The organism is Streptomyces sp. NPDC091377, from assembly GCF_044757045.1.
GTDB lineage: Bacteria > Actinomycetota > Actinomycetes > Streptomycetales > Streptomycetaceae > Streptomyces.
This window is the reverse complement of the sequence record NZ_JBIVUE010000002.1, coordinates 623,609-639,632: the sequence shown is the minus strand read 5'-3', so window position 1 is coordinate 639,632 and position 16,024 is coordinate 623,609. Positions and strand designations below refer to the sequence as shown.

The following is a 16,024-nucleotide window of genomic DNA, read 5'->3' as shown; positions in this document are numbered from 1 at the left end:
TCCGGAGGGGTTCCGGAAAGCCCGTCGGGCGGGGCGTGTACATCATTCGGACCGTCAGAATGCGCGTCGGGCGGACAGTTGGGAAACTGATCTCTGTGCACAGGCTCGGATATTTTCCACAGAAGTGTGAGGCGTATCGCATGGAGTCTCCGGTATTCGAGGAAATCGATCCGGCGGGTGACTGCGACTGCCCCGATTGCCGGGTACGCAGGTCCGCCCCGCCGCGTTCCTCACAGACCCTCCTCCCCCCGTTCGGCTTTCCCGGCCGGGGCGTCCACCGGGCCGTGGTGGTCGTCGCCGCGGCCTCGGCCGCACTCGGCGCCGGCTGCTCCCTGCCCGCCGTCGCCGCCCCCCACGCCCCCGACCGTCCCGGCGTTCCCGCAGGTGGCGAGCCCGATACCCCGCAGGGAGGCCAGTCTCCGCTGTACGGCCGGGACGGGCGCCCGGTGCCCCAGACGACCCCCACCCCCGGCTCGATCACCCGTACGGAGATCATCGACCGGGCCAAGACCTGGGTGGCCGCGAAGGTGCCGTACAGCATGTCGGCCTACTGGAGCGACGGTTACCGGCAGGACTGCTCGGGCTTTGTCTCGATGGCCTGGAAACTGGCGGGCAACGAATGGACGGGCTCCCTCCATCAGTACGGGGTGAAGATTTCCAAGGAGGAACTCCAGCCCGGCGACATGCTGCTCTTCCACAATCCCGCGAATCCCGAGAACGGCTCGCACGTCACTCTTTTCGGCGGCTGGACGGACTCCGCCCGCACGCAGTACCTGGCCTACGAATCCACCCGCCCGCACGCCCGCAGTCAGAGCACGCCCTACGCCTACTGGTCCAACGCCGACCGGTACGTCCCCTACCGCTACAAGGGCGTCGCCGTCGAGAGCGGCGAGGGCTCCGGGGGCGTCGAGGGCACCGGGGGCACCGGCGGTTCCGGGGGTACGGATCCGGTCACCGCGAAGCCGGGGGGCGCCCCGAAGCCCGGGGACCCCGCGACGACCCCGTTCCCGGGTGCGGCCTCCTTCGGTCCGGGCGCCGACAACACGTACGTCACCCAGCTCGGGCAGATGCTGGTCAAGCGCGGCGGCGGGCGTTTCTACACCACGGGCCCCGGCCCGCGCTGGAGCGACGCCGACCGCCGGGCGACCCAGGCGTTCCAGCAGGCCCAGGGCTGGACCGGTACCGCCGCCGACGGCATCCCCGGGCCCCGGACCTGGGACCTGCTGGTCACCGGGAAGGGCCGGAACATCCCCTCGGCCGCCGCGGCGGGCCCGGTTCCCGCCGCCGCACCGAGGGCGCCCGCGTACCCGGGCGCGGCGATGTTCCGCCCCGGCGCGGACAACCCGTACGTCACCCAGCTGGGGAAACGGCTGGTGAAGAAGGGGTACGGCCGGTTCTACGGCACCGGGCCCGGCCCGCGCTGGAGCGAGTCGGACCGCCGTGCCGTCGCCGCGTTCCAGCAGCGGCAGGGCTGGCGCGGCGCGGCTGCCGACGGCTACCCGGGCCCGGAGACCTGGCGCCGCCTCTTCCTCTGACGCCCCCGAACAGCCCCCCACTCACCCCCGAACACCCCCTCATTCCCGGCCCCCCCCGCTCACCCCCGAACCCCGCTCACCCCCGACCCCCCCTCACCCCTCCCCCCTCCCCCCTCACCCCCGACCCCCCACTGTCATGAGCATCTGGCGCGGAGGCTGGAAGCACCCATGAGTACGAATCCCGACGCGAGCACCTCACCCCGCCCCGAGCCCGGCGGCGGCCCCGAGCCGTCCGCCCCGACGGGGGGCCGTCCCGCCCCCGCGGCCGTCCGCCCGATGCCCCGGCTGATCCAGAACGAGGCCACCACCGAGATCCCGGTGCATCTCCTCTTCCGGGACGAACCCGACCCCCAGCCGGTGCCGCTGCGCCCGGCGGTGGTGAACCGCCGGCAGGGCACCGGTGAGCAGCCCCGCACCCGGCGTCCGATGCCCGCGCGGGCGCGGCCGGTGGCGCAGGTGGACCCGGAGCTGGGGGAGTGCCCGGCGCGGGTGCTGCCCGCCTCGGCGGGGGTGGCGGCCGGGTTCGGCGGGGCGGCCGGATGTGTGGCGACCTCGTGGTGGGCGGGGGTCCTGCCGCCGCTCGCACAGGCGGCGCTCGGACTGCCCGCGACCGTCGGCGCGGGCCTCGGTCCGGCGCAGTGGGCGGCGTACGCGGGGGCGGGCGCGCTCGGTCTGTTCGGCTTCGGCGGGCTGGCGCGCGGGCGCACCGGCCGGGCCTGGGTGCTGGGCCTGTTCGGCCGCTACCGGGGGACGGTCCGGCGCACCGGTCTGATGTGGGTGAACCCGCTGCTGCTGCGCCGCGGGGTGGACGTACGGCTGCGGCACTGGCGCAGTGAGCCGATGCCGGCGGCCGACGGCAGCGGGGTCGCGCTGCGGGTGGTGGTGCTGGTGGTGTGGCGGGTGCGGGACACCGCGCGGGCCGTGCTGGGCGTCGAGGACCACGAGGGATATGTGCGGGAGTGTGTGGAGGCGGCGCTGGTCAGGGTCCCGGTGGAGCCGCCGGGCGGGGCGCGGTCGTCGGTCGCGGCGGCGGGGGAGACGCTGACCCGGCTGGTGGCGGCGGACGCGGCGGCGGTGGGGGTGGAGGTGTACTCGGTGCAGCCGGTGCGGGTGGAGTACGCGCCGGAGGTGGCCGCCGCGATGCACCGGCGCCGGATCGCCGCGCTGGACGCGCAGCAGCGGGCGACCATGCTCACCTCGGTGGTGGACTCGGTCGAGGACACGGTGACCCGGCTGACCATGCGCGGTCTGGTCGAGCTGGACGACTACGAACGGAAGGTGCTGGTACGGGACTTGACGGTGGCGTTCTGCTCGGGACGGGCGGGGGACACCGCGCACTGAGCGCGTGCGGGGGGCCGCGGAGGGCCGCGGGGGGCCGCGGGGGGCCACGGAGGGCGGAATGGCCGGTTCTGCGGTTGGTATGGACATGTTCAACTAACGGCCATACATTAAAGCTTGGTCTAGACCTGCACGTCTCACTGAACCTCCCCCACGTTCCGAGGAGCGGCAGATATGCGCACCAGGACCAAGATTTCCGCCGCCGCGGTGGGACTGGCGACCACCGGAGCCCTTGTGCTCTCCTCCGGTGCCGCGTCCAGCCACGGCTACACCGACTCACCGATCAGCCGTCAGAAGCTCTGCCAGAACGGCGGCGTGTCCGGATGCGGTGCCATCCAGTGGGAGCCGCAGAGCGTCGAGGGCCGCAAGGGCTTCCCGGCGTCCGGTCCGGCCGACGGCTCGATCTGCAACGGCGGCCTCGCCGGCTTCGCCCCGCTCAGCGCGCCCCGTACGCCGTCCGGCGCACAGTGGCCCACGACCAAGGTCAACGGCGGTCAGAGCTACACGTTCCGCTGGCAGTTCACCGCCATGCACGCCACGACCGACTTCAAGTACTACATCACCAAGCCGGGCTGGAACCAGAACCACAACCTGGCCCGGTCCGACCTCAACCTCACGCCGTTCTTCACCGTCCCGTACAACGGCCAGCGCCCGCCGCAGACCCTGTCCCACAGCGGCACCATCCCCTCGGGTCTGAGCGGACGCCATGTCATCGTGGCGGTCTGGACGATCGCCGACACCCAGAACGCCTTCTACGCCTGCTCGGACGTCACCTTCTGACGCGGGCGCGGACCACACCTCCGCGCACCGGCGCCGGCCGGCCAGGTCCGGTGCGCGGGGGCCCGGCCCGCCGCCGCGGGTGAGGGCGTACGGGACCCTCCACATCTGACGCCATGTCAGTTACCGTGCGCCCTCATGGAGCCCACCCCCGCCACCGTCGCCGCGCTCGTCCGCGCGCGATGGGGCGACCACCGGCCCGGACTGTGGTACGAGAACCGGACCCTGACCCATCACCAGATCGCCTCCGGCGCCGCCGCGCGGGCCGCGCTCCTGGCCGACCTGCTGCCGCCGGACGCCGTACCGCACCTCGGGGTGCTGCTCGACAACACCCCCGAGTACCCCCTCTGGCTCAGCGCCGCCGCCCTCGCCTCGGCCGCCGTCGCCGGGATCAACCCCACCCGCAGGGGCCCCGAACTCGTACGCGACATTCTGCACACCGAGTGCCGGATCCTGGTCACCGAACCGGCCCACCTGCCCCTGCTCTCCGGCCTGGACCTGCCCGGCGGCCGCCTCCTGGTCACCGGCACCCCGGCCTACGACGATCTGCTCGCGCCGTACGCCGGGGCCGTACCGGACGACTCGCGCGCCGCCCCGGGCGACCGGCTGCTGCTCACCTTCACCTCCGGCTCGACCGGCGCCCCCAAGGCCACCGTGTGCACCCAGGGCCGGCTCGCCGCCGCGGGCCACTCGCTCGCCGGGCACTTCGGCCTCGGCCCCGACGACGTCCACTACGTCTGCATGCCGATGTTCCACGGCAACGCGGTGATCGCCGACTGGGCCCCCGCCCTCACCACCGGCGCCCGCGTCGCCCTGCGCCGCCGCTTCTCCGCCTCCGGGTTCCTGCCGGACGTCCGGGCCAGCGGCGCCACCTACTTCACCTATGTGGGCCGGGCCGTCCAGTACGTCCTCGCCACCGGGCCCCGCCCCGACGACCGTGACCACCGGCTCCGGCTGGGCTTCGGCACCGAGGCCGGGGCGGTGGACGCGGCGGCGTTCCGGGAGCGGTTCGGGGTACGGCTGGTGGAGGGGTACGGGTCGAGCGAGGGCGGCGCGGCGGTGCAGTGGAGGCCCGGGACCCCGGCGGGCGCGGTCGGCCCGGCGACCCCCGGCCTCGTCGTCCTGGACCGGGAGACCGGCGCCGAGTGCCCGCCCGGCGTCCTCGACCCGCACGGACGGCTGCTGAACGGGGACGCGGCCATAGGAGAGCTGGTCAACCGCGCCCCGAACCCCTTCGAGGGCTACTGGCGCAACCCCGCCGCCGAGGCCGAGCGCCGCAGATCCGGCTGGTACTGGACCGGCGACCTCTTCTACCGCGACGGCGACGGCTACCTCTACTTCGCGGGCCGCGCGGGCGACCGGCTGCGCGTCGACAGCGAGAACCTGTCCGCCGCGATGATCGAGAACATCCTCGCCCGGTACGAGGGCGCGGACGCCGTCGCCGTGTACGCGGTGCCGGACCCGGTCACCGGCGACCAGGTCATGGCCACGATCGCCGGGCGCTTCGAGCCGGCGGGATTCGCCCGCTTCCTCGCCGCCCAGCCGGACCTCGGCACCAAGATGGCGCCCCGGTTCGTCCGGGTGGTGGAGTCGATGCCGGTCACCGCCACCCACAAGATCCGCCGCGCCGCACTGCGCGAGGAGGGCTTCCGGTGCGCCGACCCGGTGTGGTGGCGCCCGGTGGGGGAGACGAGAGAACGAGGAGAGCCGGGAGAGCCGGAGGAGCCGGTAGAGCCAGGGGAGCCGGGAGAGCCGGAGGAGCCGGTAGAGCCAGGGGAGCCGGGAGAGCCGGGGGAGAAGGGCGCGGGCGGGCTGTCGTACCGGCGGCTGACCGAGGCGGACGCCCGCGCCTACGCCGAAGGGCCTCCCGCTCCCACGAGAGGCCCTTCTCGGTGCGCCGCCAGGGACTCGAACCCCGGACCCGCTGATTAAGAGTCAGCTGCTCTAACCAACTGAGCTAGCGGCGCATGACTCGCGCCGACCGCGTGATGCTGCTCCCGCGGCGGCGACGAAGAAAATACTACCCGCTTCCCGACCGTGCTCAGGACCACCGGCGCACGGGTGGGAGGGCGGCGCCCCGACCGCTCGGACCCGGGCCGGCCGGCCCCACCGCGGTGACGGCACCGCGCCTCAGAACACCCCCGCCCGCGCCCCCGCCCCTGCTCCCGCGCCCGTTTCCACTTCCGCGCCGGCCCTCGTCACAGCACCGCGCCCAGGAACGACCGGGTCCGCTCGTGCTCCGGGTCGCCGAAGATCTTCTCCGGCGGGCCCGACTCGATCACCCGGCCCGCGTCGAACATCAGGACCCGGTCCGAGATGTCCTTGGCGAAGCTCATCTCATGGGTCACACACAGCATGGTGATCTCCGTGCTCCGGGCGATGTCCCGCAGCACGTCCAGCACCCCGGCCACCAGCTCCGGGTCCAGCGCCGAGGTCACCTCGTCCAGCAGCAGGATCTCCGGGCGCATGGCCAGCGCGCGGGCGATCGCCACCCGCTGCTGCTGTCCGCCGGAGAGCTGGGTGGGATGCGCGGTGACCTTGTCCCCCAGACCGACCAGGTCCAGCAGCTCCCGGGCCCGCTCCTCGGCCTCGGCGCGCTCCATGCCGAGCACATTGACCGGGGCCTCGGTGATGTTCCGCAGGACGTTCATGTTGGGGAACAGATTGAACTGCTGGAAGACCATCCCGATCTTTTTGCGCGGCTCACGCTGGTACTTCTCGGTCGCGGGCTTGAGGGTGCCGTTCGGTCCCGGCATGTGGGAGAGCGGGGTGCCGTCCACGGTGATGGTCCCGGAGGTCACCTGCTCCAGGGTCATCAGCAGCCGCAGGATCGTGGTCTTGCCCGAGCCGCTCGGCCCGATCAGCGTCACATGCTGTCCGCGCTCTACGGTGAAGTCCAGATGGTCGAGCACCACCTGGTCGCCGAACTTCTTGACGACCTGGTCGAACTCCACCAGATGGCTCACCGGGGCGGCGCCGGACGCCGGTACGGCCGCGTCGGCCGGGTCCGTCCCCTGGTTCTCGGTCAGGGCTGTCTTCTGCAACGGATCAGTGTCCAAGGCGCTTCTCCAGCTTTCTCATCAGAAGCGAGGTCGGATAGCTCGCCAGCAGGAAGATCAGGCCGGCGAGGGTGAAGGTCTCGACGTACGCGAAGTTGTAGGCCCCGAACTCCCGGGCCTCGGCGACCAGCTCGGTCACCGTGATCACGGCCAGGAACGGCGTCTCCTTGAACATGGAGATCGCGTAGTTCCCGAGCGCGGGCAGCACATTGCGCACCGCCTGCGGCAGGATCACCGCCTGCCAGGTCCGCCACGGCGACATCGACAGCGCGCGGCACGCCTCCCACTGGCCCTTCGGCACACCGTCGATACCGGCCCGGTAGACCTCCGACATGTAGGTGGCGTAGTGGATGCCGAGCACGGCGACGCCGATGGTCAGCGCGTCGACGGTGTTGAACACCGCGTACGCCCCCACCAGCTGCACCAGCAGCGGGGTGGACCGCACGAACTCCATGACGGCCTTGACCGGCACCGTCACCAGCCGGGTCGGAGCCCGTCCGGCGACCGCCACCACCAGCCCGAGGACGGCGGCGACCAGCGTGCCGAGCACGGTGGCCAGCAGCGTCGTCTGGAAGCCCTCCCACAGCAGCGGCAGCGACTCGCGTACGGCGTCCCAGTCCCAGTTGTAGTTCACCGCGCCCCTCCCGTCGTCGCGCCGGCCTTCTCCACGCGCAGCGGCCGGGGCTTCTTCGTGCGCCCGGTCAGCCGTGCCTTCGCGTGCCGCTCCAGGGCGTTCATCAGCAGGGTGAGGGTGTAGGCCAGCACGAAGTACATGACCAGCAGGGTCAGATACGCGGCGGACGACTCACCGGTGCGGTCGCGCATCTGCTGCACCACGGTCGTCAGATCGGCCGCCGAGATCAGCCACAGCAGCGGGGTGCACTTCAGCAGCTGGATCAGCAGATTGGTGAAGGACGGGATCATCTGCGGCCACGCCTGCGGCAGGATCACCCGCCACATCCGCTGGGCCGGGGTCATGTTCAGCGCGACGGCCGCCTCCCGCTGGGCCGTCGGTACGGCGTTCAGCCCGCCGCGCACCACCTCGGAGCCGTACGCCCCGTAGTTGATGCCGAAGGCCACCACACCGCAGAACAGCGGGGACAGCTCGTAGCCGGTGAGGATGGGCAGGGCGTAGTAGAGCCAGAAGAGCTGGACGTACAGCGAGGTGCCGCGGAAGAACTCCACGACCACCCGGGCGGTGCCGCGCACCAGGACCAGGCGGCTGTCCGCCATGAAACCGAGGACGAAGGCGAGGACCAGGGCGACGGCCGAGCCCATCAGGGTGGCCGAGACCGTGACCCCGAGGCCCGACCAGACGTCGGGCATATGGTCGAAGAAGTACGAGAGGAAGTCACCCATGCCGGCGGTGTCCCGTCACGCCTTGCACAGGTCGGCGGTCTTCAGATCGGCCGGCGGGATGGTGTCCTCGCCGAAACCGTACTCGCCGATCAGCTGGACGTACCGCCCCGAGTCCGAGGTGATCTTCTTCAGCTCGCGGTTGAAGGCGTCCCGCAGATCCTCGCTGCCCTGCCGGAACACGGCCCCGCCGGGGCTGTACTGCTTGACCCCGTCCACCTCGGGCACGAAGGACTCGGTCACCTCCAGGCCGCTGTTGTTCTTCGCGAGCCAGTTCAGCGAGATACCGGTCAGCAGGAACGCGTCGATCCGGCCGGCCTTGACCGCGTCGGCCCCGTCCTGCGGCTTCTGCAAGGTCTTGATGTCGTCCTCGGAGATCCCGGCGCCGGTCGCGTAGCCCTTCTCCACCGCGCCCGACATCACTCCGATGGTCACTCCCGCCTCCTTGGCCGCGGCCAGATCGGTGATCTTCTTCGGGTTGCCCTTCTTCACCATCAGCGCGGTCGGCGAGATGAACTCGGGCTCGGAGAACAGCGCCTTCTCGCAGCGCTCCGGGATGATCGCCATGCCGGCGCTGATGACGTCGTACTTCCCCGCCTGCAAGCCGGGAATCAGCCCGTCCCACTCGGAGAAGGCGGGCCGCAGCTCATCGACCCCGAGCGCCTTGAAGATCTCCCGGTGCAGCGTGGGCGCCTCGCCCTTGAGCTGCCCGTCCTCCTCGTAGCCGTACGGCGCCTCGTTGGCGTAGGCCACCCGGACGTAGCCCTGCTCCTTCAGCTTGTCCAGACCCGCCGGCGCGCCGCCCCCCTCGGTCTTGCTGCACGCGGTCAGCACTCCGGGCACGGCGATCGCGCCCCCGACGACGGCCGTTCTCGTGAGGAAACCCCTGCGGGACAGGTGCGGGAATGTAGACATGGACGTGCCTCCAGATGTCGTGCCTGCGAACCGGTCGCGACCAGTTCTCCCTCCTGCCCGGTGACCGAGGGTTATGCGCGATCATCGACTGATGTGACGGAAAAGTGACTGGAACGAGACCTTCCCGATTCCGTCGGTCTCTGACAACCCATCGGTCTCTGCCAACCAGGTGACACCCGGAGCGATACGGCGCCGCGCGGGTACCCGCCCGGTGGAGGCTTCTCCCCACGGCTCCCGAAGCGCAGCAGGAAGGCTGGACATGACCGCACTCGGTTTCCTCTATCCGGGCCACACCGCGGAGGACGACTATCCCCGTATCGAGCAGCTGCTGGGCAGCGACATCCGCCTCGACGTGGTCCGCACCGATCCCGCCGACCCCGAGCGGCTCGCCGTCACCGGCGAACAGCTGAGGCTGACCGGCGCGGAGGCCGTCGTACGCGTCGGCGGCGCCCCCGCCCCCGATCTGCGCACCGCCCACGAGCAGGTCCGTGCCCTGGCCCTCATCACCGGTATGCCCGCCTCCTCCACCTCCTTCGCCTTCGTCCACGCCGCCAAGGAACTCGGAGTGACCAGGCTGGCACTCGCGGCGACGTCCGGCGAGTCGGAGACGGACGCGGTCACCACGTTCCTCGGCGAATGCGGCCTGGAGGTGACCCGGGTCCACGCGGGCGCCGGGGACGATCTGCTGGCCCTGGCCCGGGACGCCGACACCCCCGACGCCCAGGCCGTGCTGTTCCCGGACCCCTCCCTGCGGACGGCGGCCCACCTCCACTCCCTGGAGGACGCCCTCGGCAAACCGGTCCTCACCGCCAGCCAGGCCACCGTCTGGGAGGCCCTGCGCCTGACCGACAGAAGGGTGAACGCCCCCAAACTGGGATCCCTCTTCACCAGAGAACCAATCGTCCAGGTCTGACGCCCCAGGGGGCGCGGGGAACCGCGCGAAGGCCCCCACCCACCCGCACCCTCCCCAGGGGCGCGGGGAACCGCGCACAGAGCCCTCACTCACCCGCACTCTCAGCCGCCGCCCAGGCCACCTCCCCAGGGGCGCGGGGAACTGCGCGACAAGCCCCCACCCACCCGCACCCGCACCCTCCCCACCGGCCAGGCCCACCCCCACCCCCCACCCCCTCCCCTCCAGGGGAATAAACCGGAGACACTCCCCGTTAAAGGAGCGGCCAGCTCAAGGCACACATACCCCGCAGGAGGCCCCCGGTGGCGGCACAAGACATCCACGGCACCACACAAGGAACCGCCCCCGTCCCCCTCTCCGTCCTGGACCTGGCAACCGTCGGCGCCGGCACCACCGCCACGGACGCCCTCACCACCAGCGTCCACCTCGCCCGCCTCGCGGAGACCCGCCACTTCCACCGCTACTGGGTCGCCGAGCACCACTCCATGCCCGGCGTCGCCAGCACCTCCCCGGCGGTGATCCTGGCCCACCTCGCCGCCCACACCACCCGCATCCGCCTCGGCTCCGGCGGCGTCATGCTCCCCAACCACGCCCCCCTGGTCATCGCGGAGCAGTTCGGCACGCTGGAGGCGATGGCCCCCGGCCGCATCGACCTCGGCCTCGGCCGCGCCCCCGGCACGGACGGCGCCACCGCCGCGGCCCTGCGCCGCAGCGACACCCTCAACGAGGGCGCCGACGACTTCCCCCAGCAGCTCGCCGAACTGACCCGCTTCCTGGACGACGACTTCCCCGACGGCCACCCCTACCGCCGGATCCACGCCGTCCCCGGCCCGGTCCAGGCCACCTCACCCGGCGGCGTCCAATCCCCGCACCGCCCGCCGATCTGGCTGCTCGGCTCCTCCGGCTTCAGCGCCCGGCTGGCCGCGCTGCTGGGTCTGCCGTTCGCCTTCGCCCACCACTTCTCCTCCCGGAACACGATCCCCGCCCTGGACCTGTACCGCGACACCTTCCGGCCCTCCGCCCTGCTGGCCGAGCCCTACGCCCTCATCGGCGTCTCCGCGCTCGCCACCGAGGACCCGGCCGAGGCCCGCCGCCAGGTACGGGCCGCCGCCCTGAGCATGGTCCGGCTGCGCACCGGCCGCCCGGGGCTCGTCCCCACCCCGGAGGAGGCCGCGGCCCATGTCTTCAGCCCCATGGAGCAGGAGTTCCTGGACTCCTGGAACGCCGATGTCGTGCACGGCACCCCCGACGAGGTGGTGGCCGGGCTCGACGACCTCCACAAGCGCACCGGCGCCGACGAGCTGATGCTCACCGCCAACGCCCACACCGGCGCCGTACGGCTGAGGTCGTACGAGCTGATCGCCGACGCCTACGGTTTCCCGACGGCCTGACCGCTCGGACAGGCCAGCAGCTCGGAGATACGATCTGGCGACACCGGGCGCGAGTACAGCCAGCCCTGTCCGGTGTCGCACCCGATCCGCCGCAGCCGCCCGGCCTGCGCCGAGGTCTCCACGCACTCGGCGGTCACGGTCAGCCCCAGCCGGTGCGCGAGCTGGATCATCGCCTCGACCACCACCTCGTCGGCCGGGTTGGTCCCCGCCGCGGCCCCGGCCTCCCGGTCGTCGTACTGGAAGCCCCGGACGAACGACCCGTCCAGCTTCAGCGTCGACACCGGTAGCCGGCTCAGATAGGCGAGGTTGGAGTAGCCGGTGCCGAAGTCGTCGATGGCGATGCGTACGCCCATGTCGCTGAGGGCCTGAAGGGCCTGGAGCGGGCGGCCCGAGGAGCCCATGACGGCGGACTCGGTCAGCTCCAGTTGCAGCAGATGCGGGGCGAGTTGGGTCTCGGCGAGGATCCGCGCCACATCGGCGACCAGGTCGGAGTCCCAGACCTGGCGCACGGCCACGTTGACGCTGACGAAGATGGGCTCCTCGTCGGGGTGGTCGAGCTGCCAGCGCCGGGCCTGGCGGCAGGCGGTGGCCAGCACCCAGCGGCCCAGCGGCACGATCGCGCCGTCCTCCTCGGCCAGGGTGATGAAGCGATTCGGCGTCAGCATGCCGAACTGCGGATGGTTCCAGCGCACCAGCGCCTCCACCCCGCTCAGCCTGCCGTCGGCCATCCCGACCAGCGGCTGGTACTCCAGCACGAACTCACCGCGCTCGATGGCGGGCCGCAGGGTGGAGGCCAGTGCCTGACGGGTCATCCGGTGGGCGTTGCGCTCCGGGTCGAAGAGGGTCCAGCGGTCCTTGCCGTCGGCCTTCGCCCAGTACAGCGTGGTGTCGGCGGCCTGCATCAGCCCGGTCGCGGTGGTCCCGGCGGCGAGCCGCTCCACCACCCCGATCGACGCCGACACCGACAGCCGCCGCCCGGCGAGGTCGAACGGGGCCTGGAGCGCGGTGAGCACCGACTCGGCGAGGTCGGCGAGTTGCTCGGTGCCGGTGGAGTCCTCCACCATCAGCGCGAACTCGTCGCCGCCGAGCCGGGCGACCAGCGGCGCGCTGGCCCGGGTGACCCCCGCCAGGTCCGCGCAGCGGGTCAGCCGCTCGGCGACAGCGCCGAGCAGCCGGTCCCCGACCCGGTGGCCGAGGGTGTCGTTGATGGCCTTGAAGCCGTCGAGGTCCAGGTAGCACAGCCCGATCCGCCCGGTGCCGCCGGTCACCTCCGGCTCCGCCTCCAGGGCGGCGGTGAGCCGCTCGAAGAACAGTGTGCGGTTGGGCAGCCGGGTCACCGCGTCGTGCATCTGCAAGTGCCGCAGCCGGGCCTGGAGTTCCCGCCGGGCGCTGATGTCCCCGGCGGACAGCAGGACCGTGCGCGGCTTGCCGGGCAGCGGCGCCACGGTGAGCTGGACCCATACGGCGTGTCCGTCGTCGGGGTGCTTGATGCGGCGGGTGCAGCGCAGTCGCGCCTGTCGGCCGCGCAGCACCTCGCGGTAGGAGTGCCAGGTGCGGGCGTCGGAGGTCAGATCGAACAACTCGGCGGCGACCCGCCCGGTCAGCCGTTCGGAGGTGGTGCCCAGCAGTTCGCCGAACGCCTCGTTGGCGACCGTGACCTGTCCGTCGCGGTCCACCACCGCCATCGCGAGCGGCGCGGACTCGAACGCCGACAGATAGGGGTGGGCGGCACTCCGACGCCCGCGCCCCGACGCCGCTCCGCCGTTCCCGGACGTCTCCGCGCCGTTCCCGGACGCCTCCGCGCCGTTCCCGGGAACCTCTCGACCGTTCCCCGGCGCCTCTGTGTCGCTTCCCGAAGTCTTCCGACCGTTCCCTGACGCCTCTTTGCTGTTCCCCGGCACCACTCGACTGTTCCCCGGCACCTCTCCGTTCTTCTCGGGCTTCCCGTTCTTCTCGGGCTCCCCGGGCCCCCCTCCGGCACGACGCGCCGCTTGGTTCTCACGCTCTGTGACGGCCGGCCGGATGAGGTCTGCCGCGGGCGTCGGCCCTTCGGACGTTCCGCTCACCGCTCGCTCCCGCAGTGCACTCGATCCGCTCGATCTCTGTCCGGGCAGGAAAGTGTCAGGAAAGTGTGCCGATCATAGAGGTTGGTCCCCGGCCCTTCCAGCCACTGTCCAGTGTCGCCGACCGCCTCACTGTCCTGACAGATCGTTTCTGCCCGTGCGAGGACCGGTTTCCACAATCACCGACCGATTGTGACGGACCGTGAACATTCCGGGGGTGTCGATCGAGCCGAGGTGACCGTCTCCTCACTCATCCGGGGCAGACAAACAGGGCATAAAACATGAAAGTCCCACAGGCTGGATGCGGTGTCCCATGTTCCGCATCCGGAGGTCCCTGTGCCGCGTCCGCTTCCGCGCCCCCGACTTCGCAGCGCCGCGGCCGTGTTCACCACCATGTCGGCCGTCGCCGCCACCTCCTTCATCACCGCCCCCTCCATCGCCGAGCCCTTCGCCGCCTCACCCTGTGCGCTCACCCGCACCGAGGCGCATCACTCCGAGGGTCTCGACACCTGGAACGCCGGCTATCCGCGGCCGACCCGCGCCCTTGACGCGGTGATGGTCTTCCTCTCCTTCCCGGACGCGGCCCCGCGGACCACCCCGGCCCAGCTGACCGCCGATCACTTCCCCGCCACCACGGACTTCTTCGCCCGCGCCTCCTACGGCCGCTTCACGCTCCGCGCCCACCCCGGCAAGCACTGGATCCGTATGCCGCGCCCTTCCACGGCGTACGCCATGCAGCGTGACTGGAACGCCTCCCACCGCGCCGCCTATCTGCGGGACGCACTTGCCGCGGCCGACGCCGAGGTGGACTTCTCGCGCTACGACGTCGTCTACTTCGTCGCCGATCCGGACGCGCCGGGTGTGGACTCCGACGCGACGAAGGTGGTGAACCTGGATACTCCGCTGCGGGCCGACGGCACGGACATCCGCCGGGTCGTCACGGTCTTCGAGCAGCACCCGCCGGACCGTCTTGTCCTGGCCCATGAGACGGGCCATGTCTTCGATCTGCCGGACCTGTACCACCGCCCCGAGGACGGCCGTGGTGACTGGGACACCCATGTGGGGGACTGGGATCTGATGGGCAGCCAGTTCGGACTCGCCCCGGACCTCTTCGCCTGGCACAAGTGGAAGCTGGGCTGGCTGGAGGACCGCCAGGTGGTGTGCGTGCCGGGCAGCGGGCCCGCGCGGCTGACCCTGGAGTCCCTCGGCGCGGGCCCGGACGCCCCGGCCGCGGGCGCGGCGGGCGCCCCCGCCTTCGGTACCGGCCGCGGCGCCAAGCTCGCGGTGGTCCGCACCGGCCCCGACTCGGCCCTCGCCTTCGAGGCGCGGGGCGCCGTCGGCAACGACAGCTCGACCTGCCGCCAGGGCGTCCTCGTCTACCGTGTCCGGGCCACCGCCCCGTCCGGCACCGGGCCCGTCCAGGTCGTCGACGCCCACCCCGGCACCGAGGCGTGCTGGCGCCACTCGGTCTACCCCCCGCTGGCGGACGCCCCCGTCGAACTGGGCGAGAGCTTCACGGTCCCCGACGACCAGGTCCGCGTGGAGGTGCAGGGCCGCACGGCATCGGGCGCCTGGACCCTGAAGATCACCCCGGCGCGGACGGAACCCGTCTGAGGGGGAGGTGCGAACACAACAATGGCGAGACGGTTCACGTTGTCCATGAACCCGTCTCGCCATCGTCACCGTGCGCCGCCAGGGACTCGAACCCCGGACCCGCTGATTAAGAGTCAGCTGCTCTAACCAACTGAGCTAGCGGCGCCTGCTGACGTCGTAGACCTTAGCACCCTGGTCCTGGGGACGAGAAATCGATATCCGTACGGCGGCGCGGGCGGCCTGGACGGCGGCCCAGAGCAGCACCTCCGGCCCCGGCAGCCAGGGGTGACGGGTGTCCGGGGCGACGAGCCAGCGGTTGTCGAAGGGCTCGCCGCAACTGTCGGTGCCGGTGAGTGCGGGGACCGTCACGGCGTCGCCGGTGCCGTGACAGAGCAGCGGCGGGATCCCTCCGGTACGGCCACCGCAGTCGTCGTCGGCTCGGTGGCCGGCGCCGGGGGGCCGGGAGTCGCCGGCGCGGGCGCCCCACTCCTCCCAGTGCAGCAGCGAGGGCAGCCGCTGGGCGGTGCCGGAGGCGGCGAAGAGCAGGACGCGGCCCCGGAACACGGCGACCGGGCCCGAGCCGGGCCCCTCGTCCCAGAGCTGGTCCAGCATCCGCCGTCCGAAGATCGCGGGCGCGCTGACGACGTCGAAGGCCGTGCCGCAGGGCAGGACGACGGGGGCGTCCGGGCGCTCCTCCCAGTGGGCGAGGGTGCTGCGCGGATAGGTTCCGGCGGAGGCGAGCCAGGCGGCGCCGTCCGCGGTGACACCGGCGACTCCGCCGACCCCGGAGACGCCTGAGACCTCGATGTCGGTGGCGTCGGCGGAGAACGGGGGTGCGGGGAAGGCGGCGAAGATGGTGGTGGGGGCTGTGGAGAAAGGTTCATTCCCGGCGCTGCTCATGGGGTCCAGATCTACCTGGTGTAAGCAATCAGTTCCGCTGGGTTTCCGAAATCCGGGACAGGAGTCCGGGTGAGGGGGTATCTTGCCCACCCGGCATATGCCAGACGACCTCCTCGGGAGACGAACCGCCCCGGATCCCCGTAGCCCCGAACCGACTCGACCCAACCTGGATCACCCCGGCTCCGCT

At 71.9% G+C, this 16,024-nt stretch carries 12 protein-coding genes, 2 tRNA genes and 1 pseudogene; 7 read left to right on the top strand and 8 right to left on the bottom strand.

What is annotated here, in order from left to right; genetic code table 11:
* Nucleotides 1-140: 140 nt before the first annotated feature.
* The 4 genes and pseudogenes from ACIQNG_RS06885 (at nucleotide 141) to ACIQNG_RS06870 (ending at nucleotide 5,578) form a co-directional block, all read left to right on the top strand.
* A complete protein-coding gene (locus tag ACIQNG_RS06885; protein WP_401482927.1) occupies nucleotides 141-1,535 on the top strand; it encodes a peptidoglycan-binding protein in 1,395 nt (464 codons plus the stop codon).
* A gap of 168 nt (nucleotides 1,536-1,703) precedes the next feature.
* A complete protein-coding gene (locus ACIQNG_RS06880) occupies nucleotides 1,704-2,876 on the top strand; it encodes an SPFH domain-containing protein (protein ID WP_401482926.1) in 1,173 nt (390 codons plus the stop codon).
* A 171-nt stretch (nucleotides 2,877-3,047) separates the two neighbouring features.
* Nucleotides 3,048-3,653: a lytic polysaccharide monooxygenase gene (locus ACIQNG_RS06875; protein ID WP_401433337.1), complete on the top strand. Its 606-nt coding sequence runs from the start codon at nucleotides 3,048-3,050 to the stop codon at nucleotides 3,651-3,653.
* A 135-nt stretch (nucleotides 3,654-3,788) separates the two neighbouring features.
* Nucleotides 3,789-5,578, top strand: a pseudogene (locus ACIQNG_RS06870) (AMP-binding protein).
* On the opposite strand, the gene ACIQNG_RS06865 reads toward ACIQNG_RS06870, so the two are convergent.
* From ACIQNG_RS06865 to ehuB, 5 genes are all read right to left on the bottom strand, one after another.
* A tRNA-Lys gene (locus ACIQNG_RS06865) sits at nucleotides 5,544-5,617 on the bottom strand. The pseudogene ACIQNG_RS06870 and the gene ACIQNG_RS06865 overlap by 35 nt on opposite strands.
* Nucleotides 5,618-5,848: 231 nt before the next feature.
* Nucleotides 5,849-6,709: an ectoine/hydroxyectoine ABC transporter ATP-binding protein EhuA gene (gene ehuA, locus ACIQNG_RS06860; protein ID WP_401482925.1), complete on the bottom strand. Its 861-nt coding sequence runs from the start codon at nucleotides 6,707-6,709 to the stop codon at nucleotides 5,849-5,851.
* Nucleotides 6,699-7,343, bottom strand: coding sequence for an ectoine/hydroxyectoine ABC transporter permease subunit EhuD (ehuD, locus tag ACIQNG_RS06855; RefSeq protein WP_401433335.1), 645 nt, complete (start codon nucleotides 7,341-7,343; stop codon nucleotides 6,699-6,701). Before ehuD ends, ehuA begins: the two co-directional genes overlap by 11 nt.
* Complete coding sequence (gene ehuC, locus ACIQNG_RS06850; RefSeq protein WP_401482924.1) at nucleotides 7,340-8,068, bottom strand: ectoine/hydroxyectoine ABC transporter permease subunit EhuC; 729 nt, start codon at nucleotides 8,066-8,068, stop codon at nucleotides 7,340-7,342. Before ehuC ends, ehuD begins: the two co-directional genes overlap by 4 nt.
* Before the next feature lie 15 nt (nucleotides 8,069-8,083).
* On the bottom strand, nucleotides 8,084-8,980 hold the full coding sequence (gene ehuB / locus ACIQNG_RS06845; RefSeq protein ID WP_401482923.1) for an ectoine/hydroxyectoine ABC transporter substrate-binding protein EhuB: 897 nt from the start codon (nucleotides 8,978-8,980) through the stop codon (nucleotides 8,084-8,086).
* Nucleotides 8,981-9,239: 259 nt separating this feature from the next.
* Here ehuB and ACIQNG_RS06840 point away from each other — a divergent pair, with 259 nt between their 5' ends.
* Nucleotides 9,240-9,893, top strand: coding sequence for a decarboxylase (locus tag ACIQNG_RS06840; protein WP_401433328.1), 654 nt, complete (start codon nucleotides 9,240-9,242; stop codon nucleotides 9,891-9,893).
* 299 nt (nucleotides 9,894-10,192) lie between these two features.
* Nucleotides 10,193-11,281, top strand: a complete 1,089-nt coding sequence (locus ACIQNG_RS06835; RefSeq protein ID WP_401433325.1) for an LLM class flavin-dependent oxidoreductase — start codon at nucleotides 10,193-10,195, stop codon at nucleotides 11,279-11,281.
* Here ACIQNG_RS06835 and ACIQNG_RS06830 read toward each other — a convergent pair.
* Nucleotides 11,260-13,347, bottom strand: a complete 2,088-nt coding sequence (locus ACIQNG_RS06830) for an EAL domain-containing protein (RefSeq protein ID WP_401482922.1) — start codon at nucleotides 13,345-13,347, stop codon at nucleotides 11,260-11,262. The genes ACIQNG_RS06835 and ACIQNG_RS06830 overlap by 22 nt on opposite strands.
* Nucleotides 13,348-13,680: 333 nt before the next feature.
* On the opposite strand from ACIQNG_RS06830, the gene ACIQNG_RS06825 reads away from it, so the two are divergent.
* Complete coding sequence (locus ACIQNG_RS06825; protein ID WP_401482921.1) at nucleotides 13,681-14,958, top strand: M6 family metalloprotease domain-containing protein; 1,278 nt, start codon at nucleotides 13,681-13,683, stop codon at nucleotides 14,956-14,958.
* Nucleotides 14,959-15,029: 71 nt separating this feature from the next.
* On the opposite strand, the gene ACIQNG_RS06820 is transcribed toward ACIQNG_RS06825, so the two are convergent.
* Nucleotides 15,030-15,103 (bottom strand) — tRNA-Lys (locus tag ACIQNG_RS06820).
* On the bottom strand, nucleotides 15,094-15,837 hold the full coding sequence (locus ACIQNG_RS06815; protein WP_401482920.1) for a hypothetical protein: 744 nt from the start codon (nucleotides 15,835-15,837) through the stop codon (nucleotides 15,094-15,096). Before ACIQNG_RS06815 ends, ACIQNG_RS06820 begins: the two co-directional genes overlap by 10 nt.
* Nucleotides 15,838-16,024: the final 187 nt, after the last annotated feature.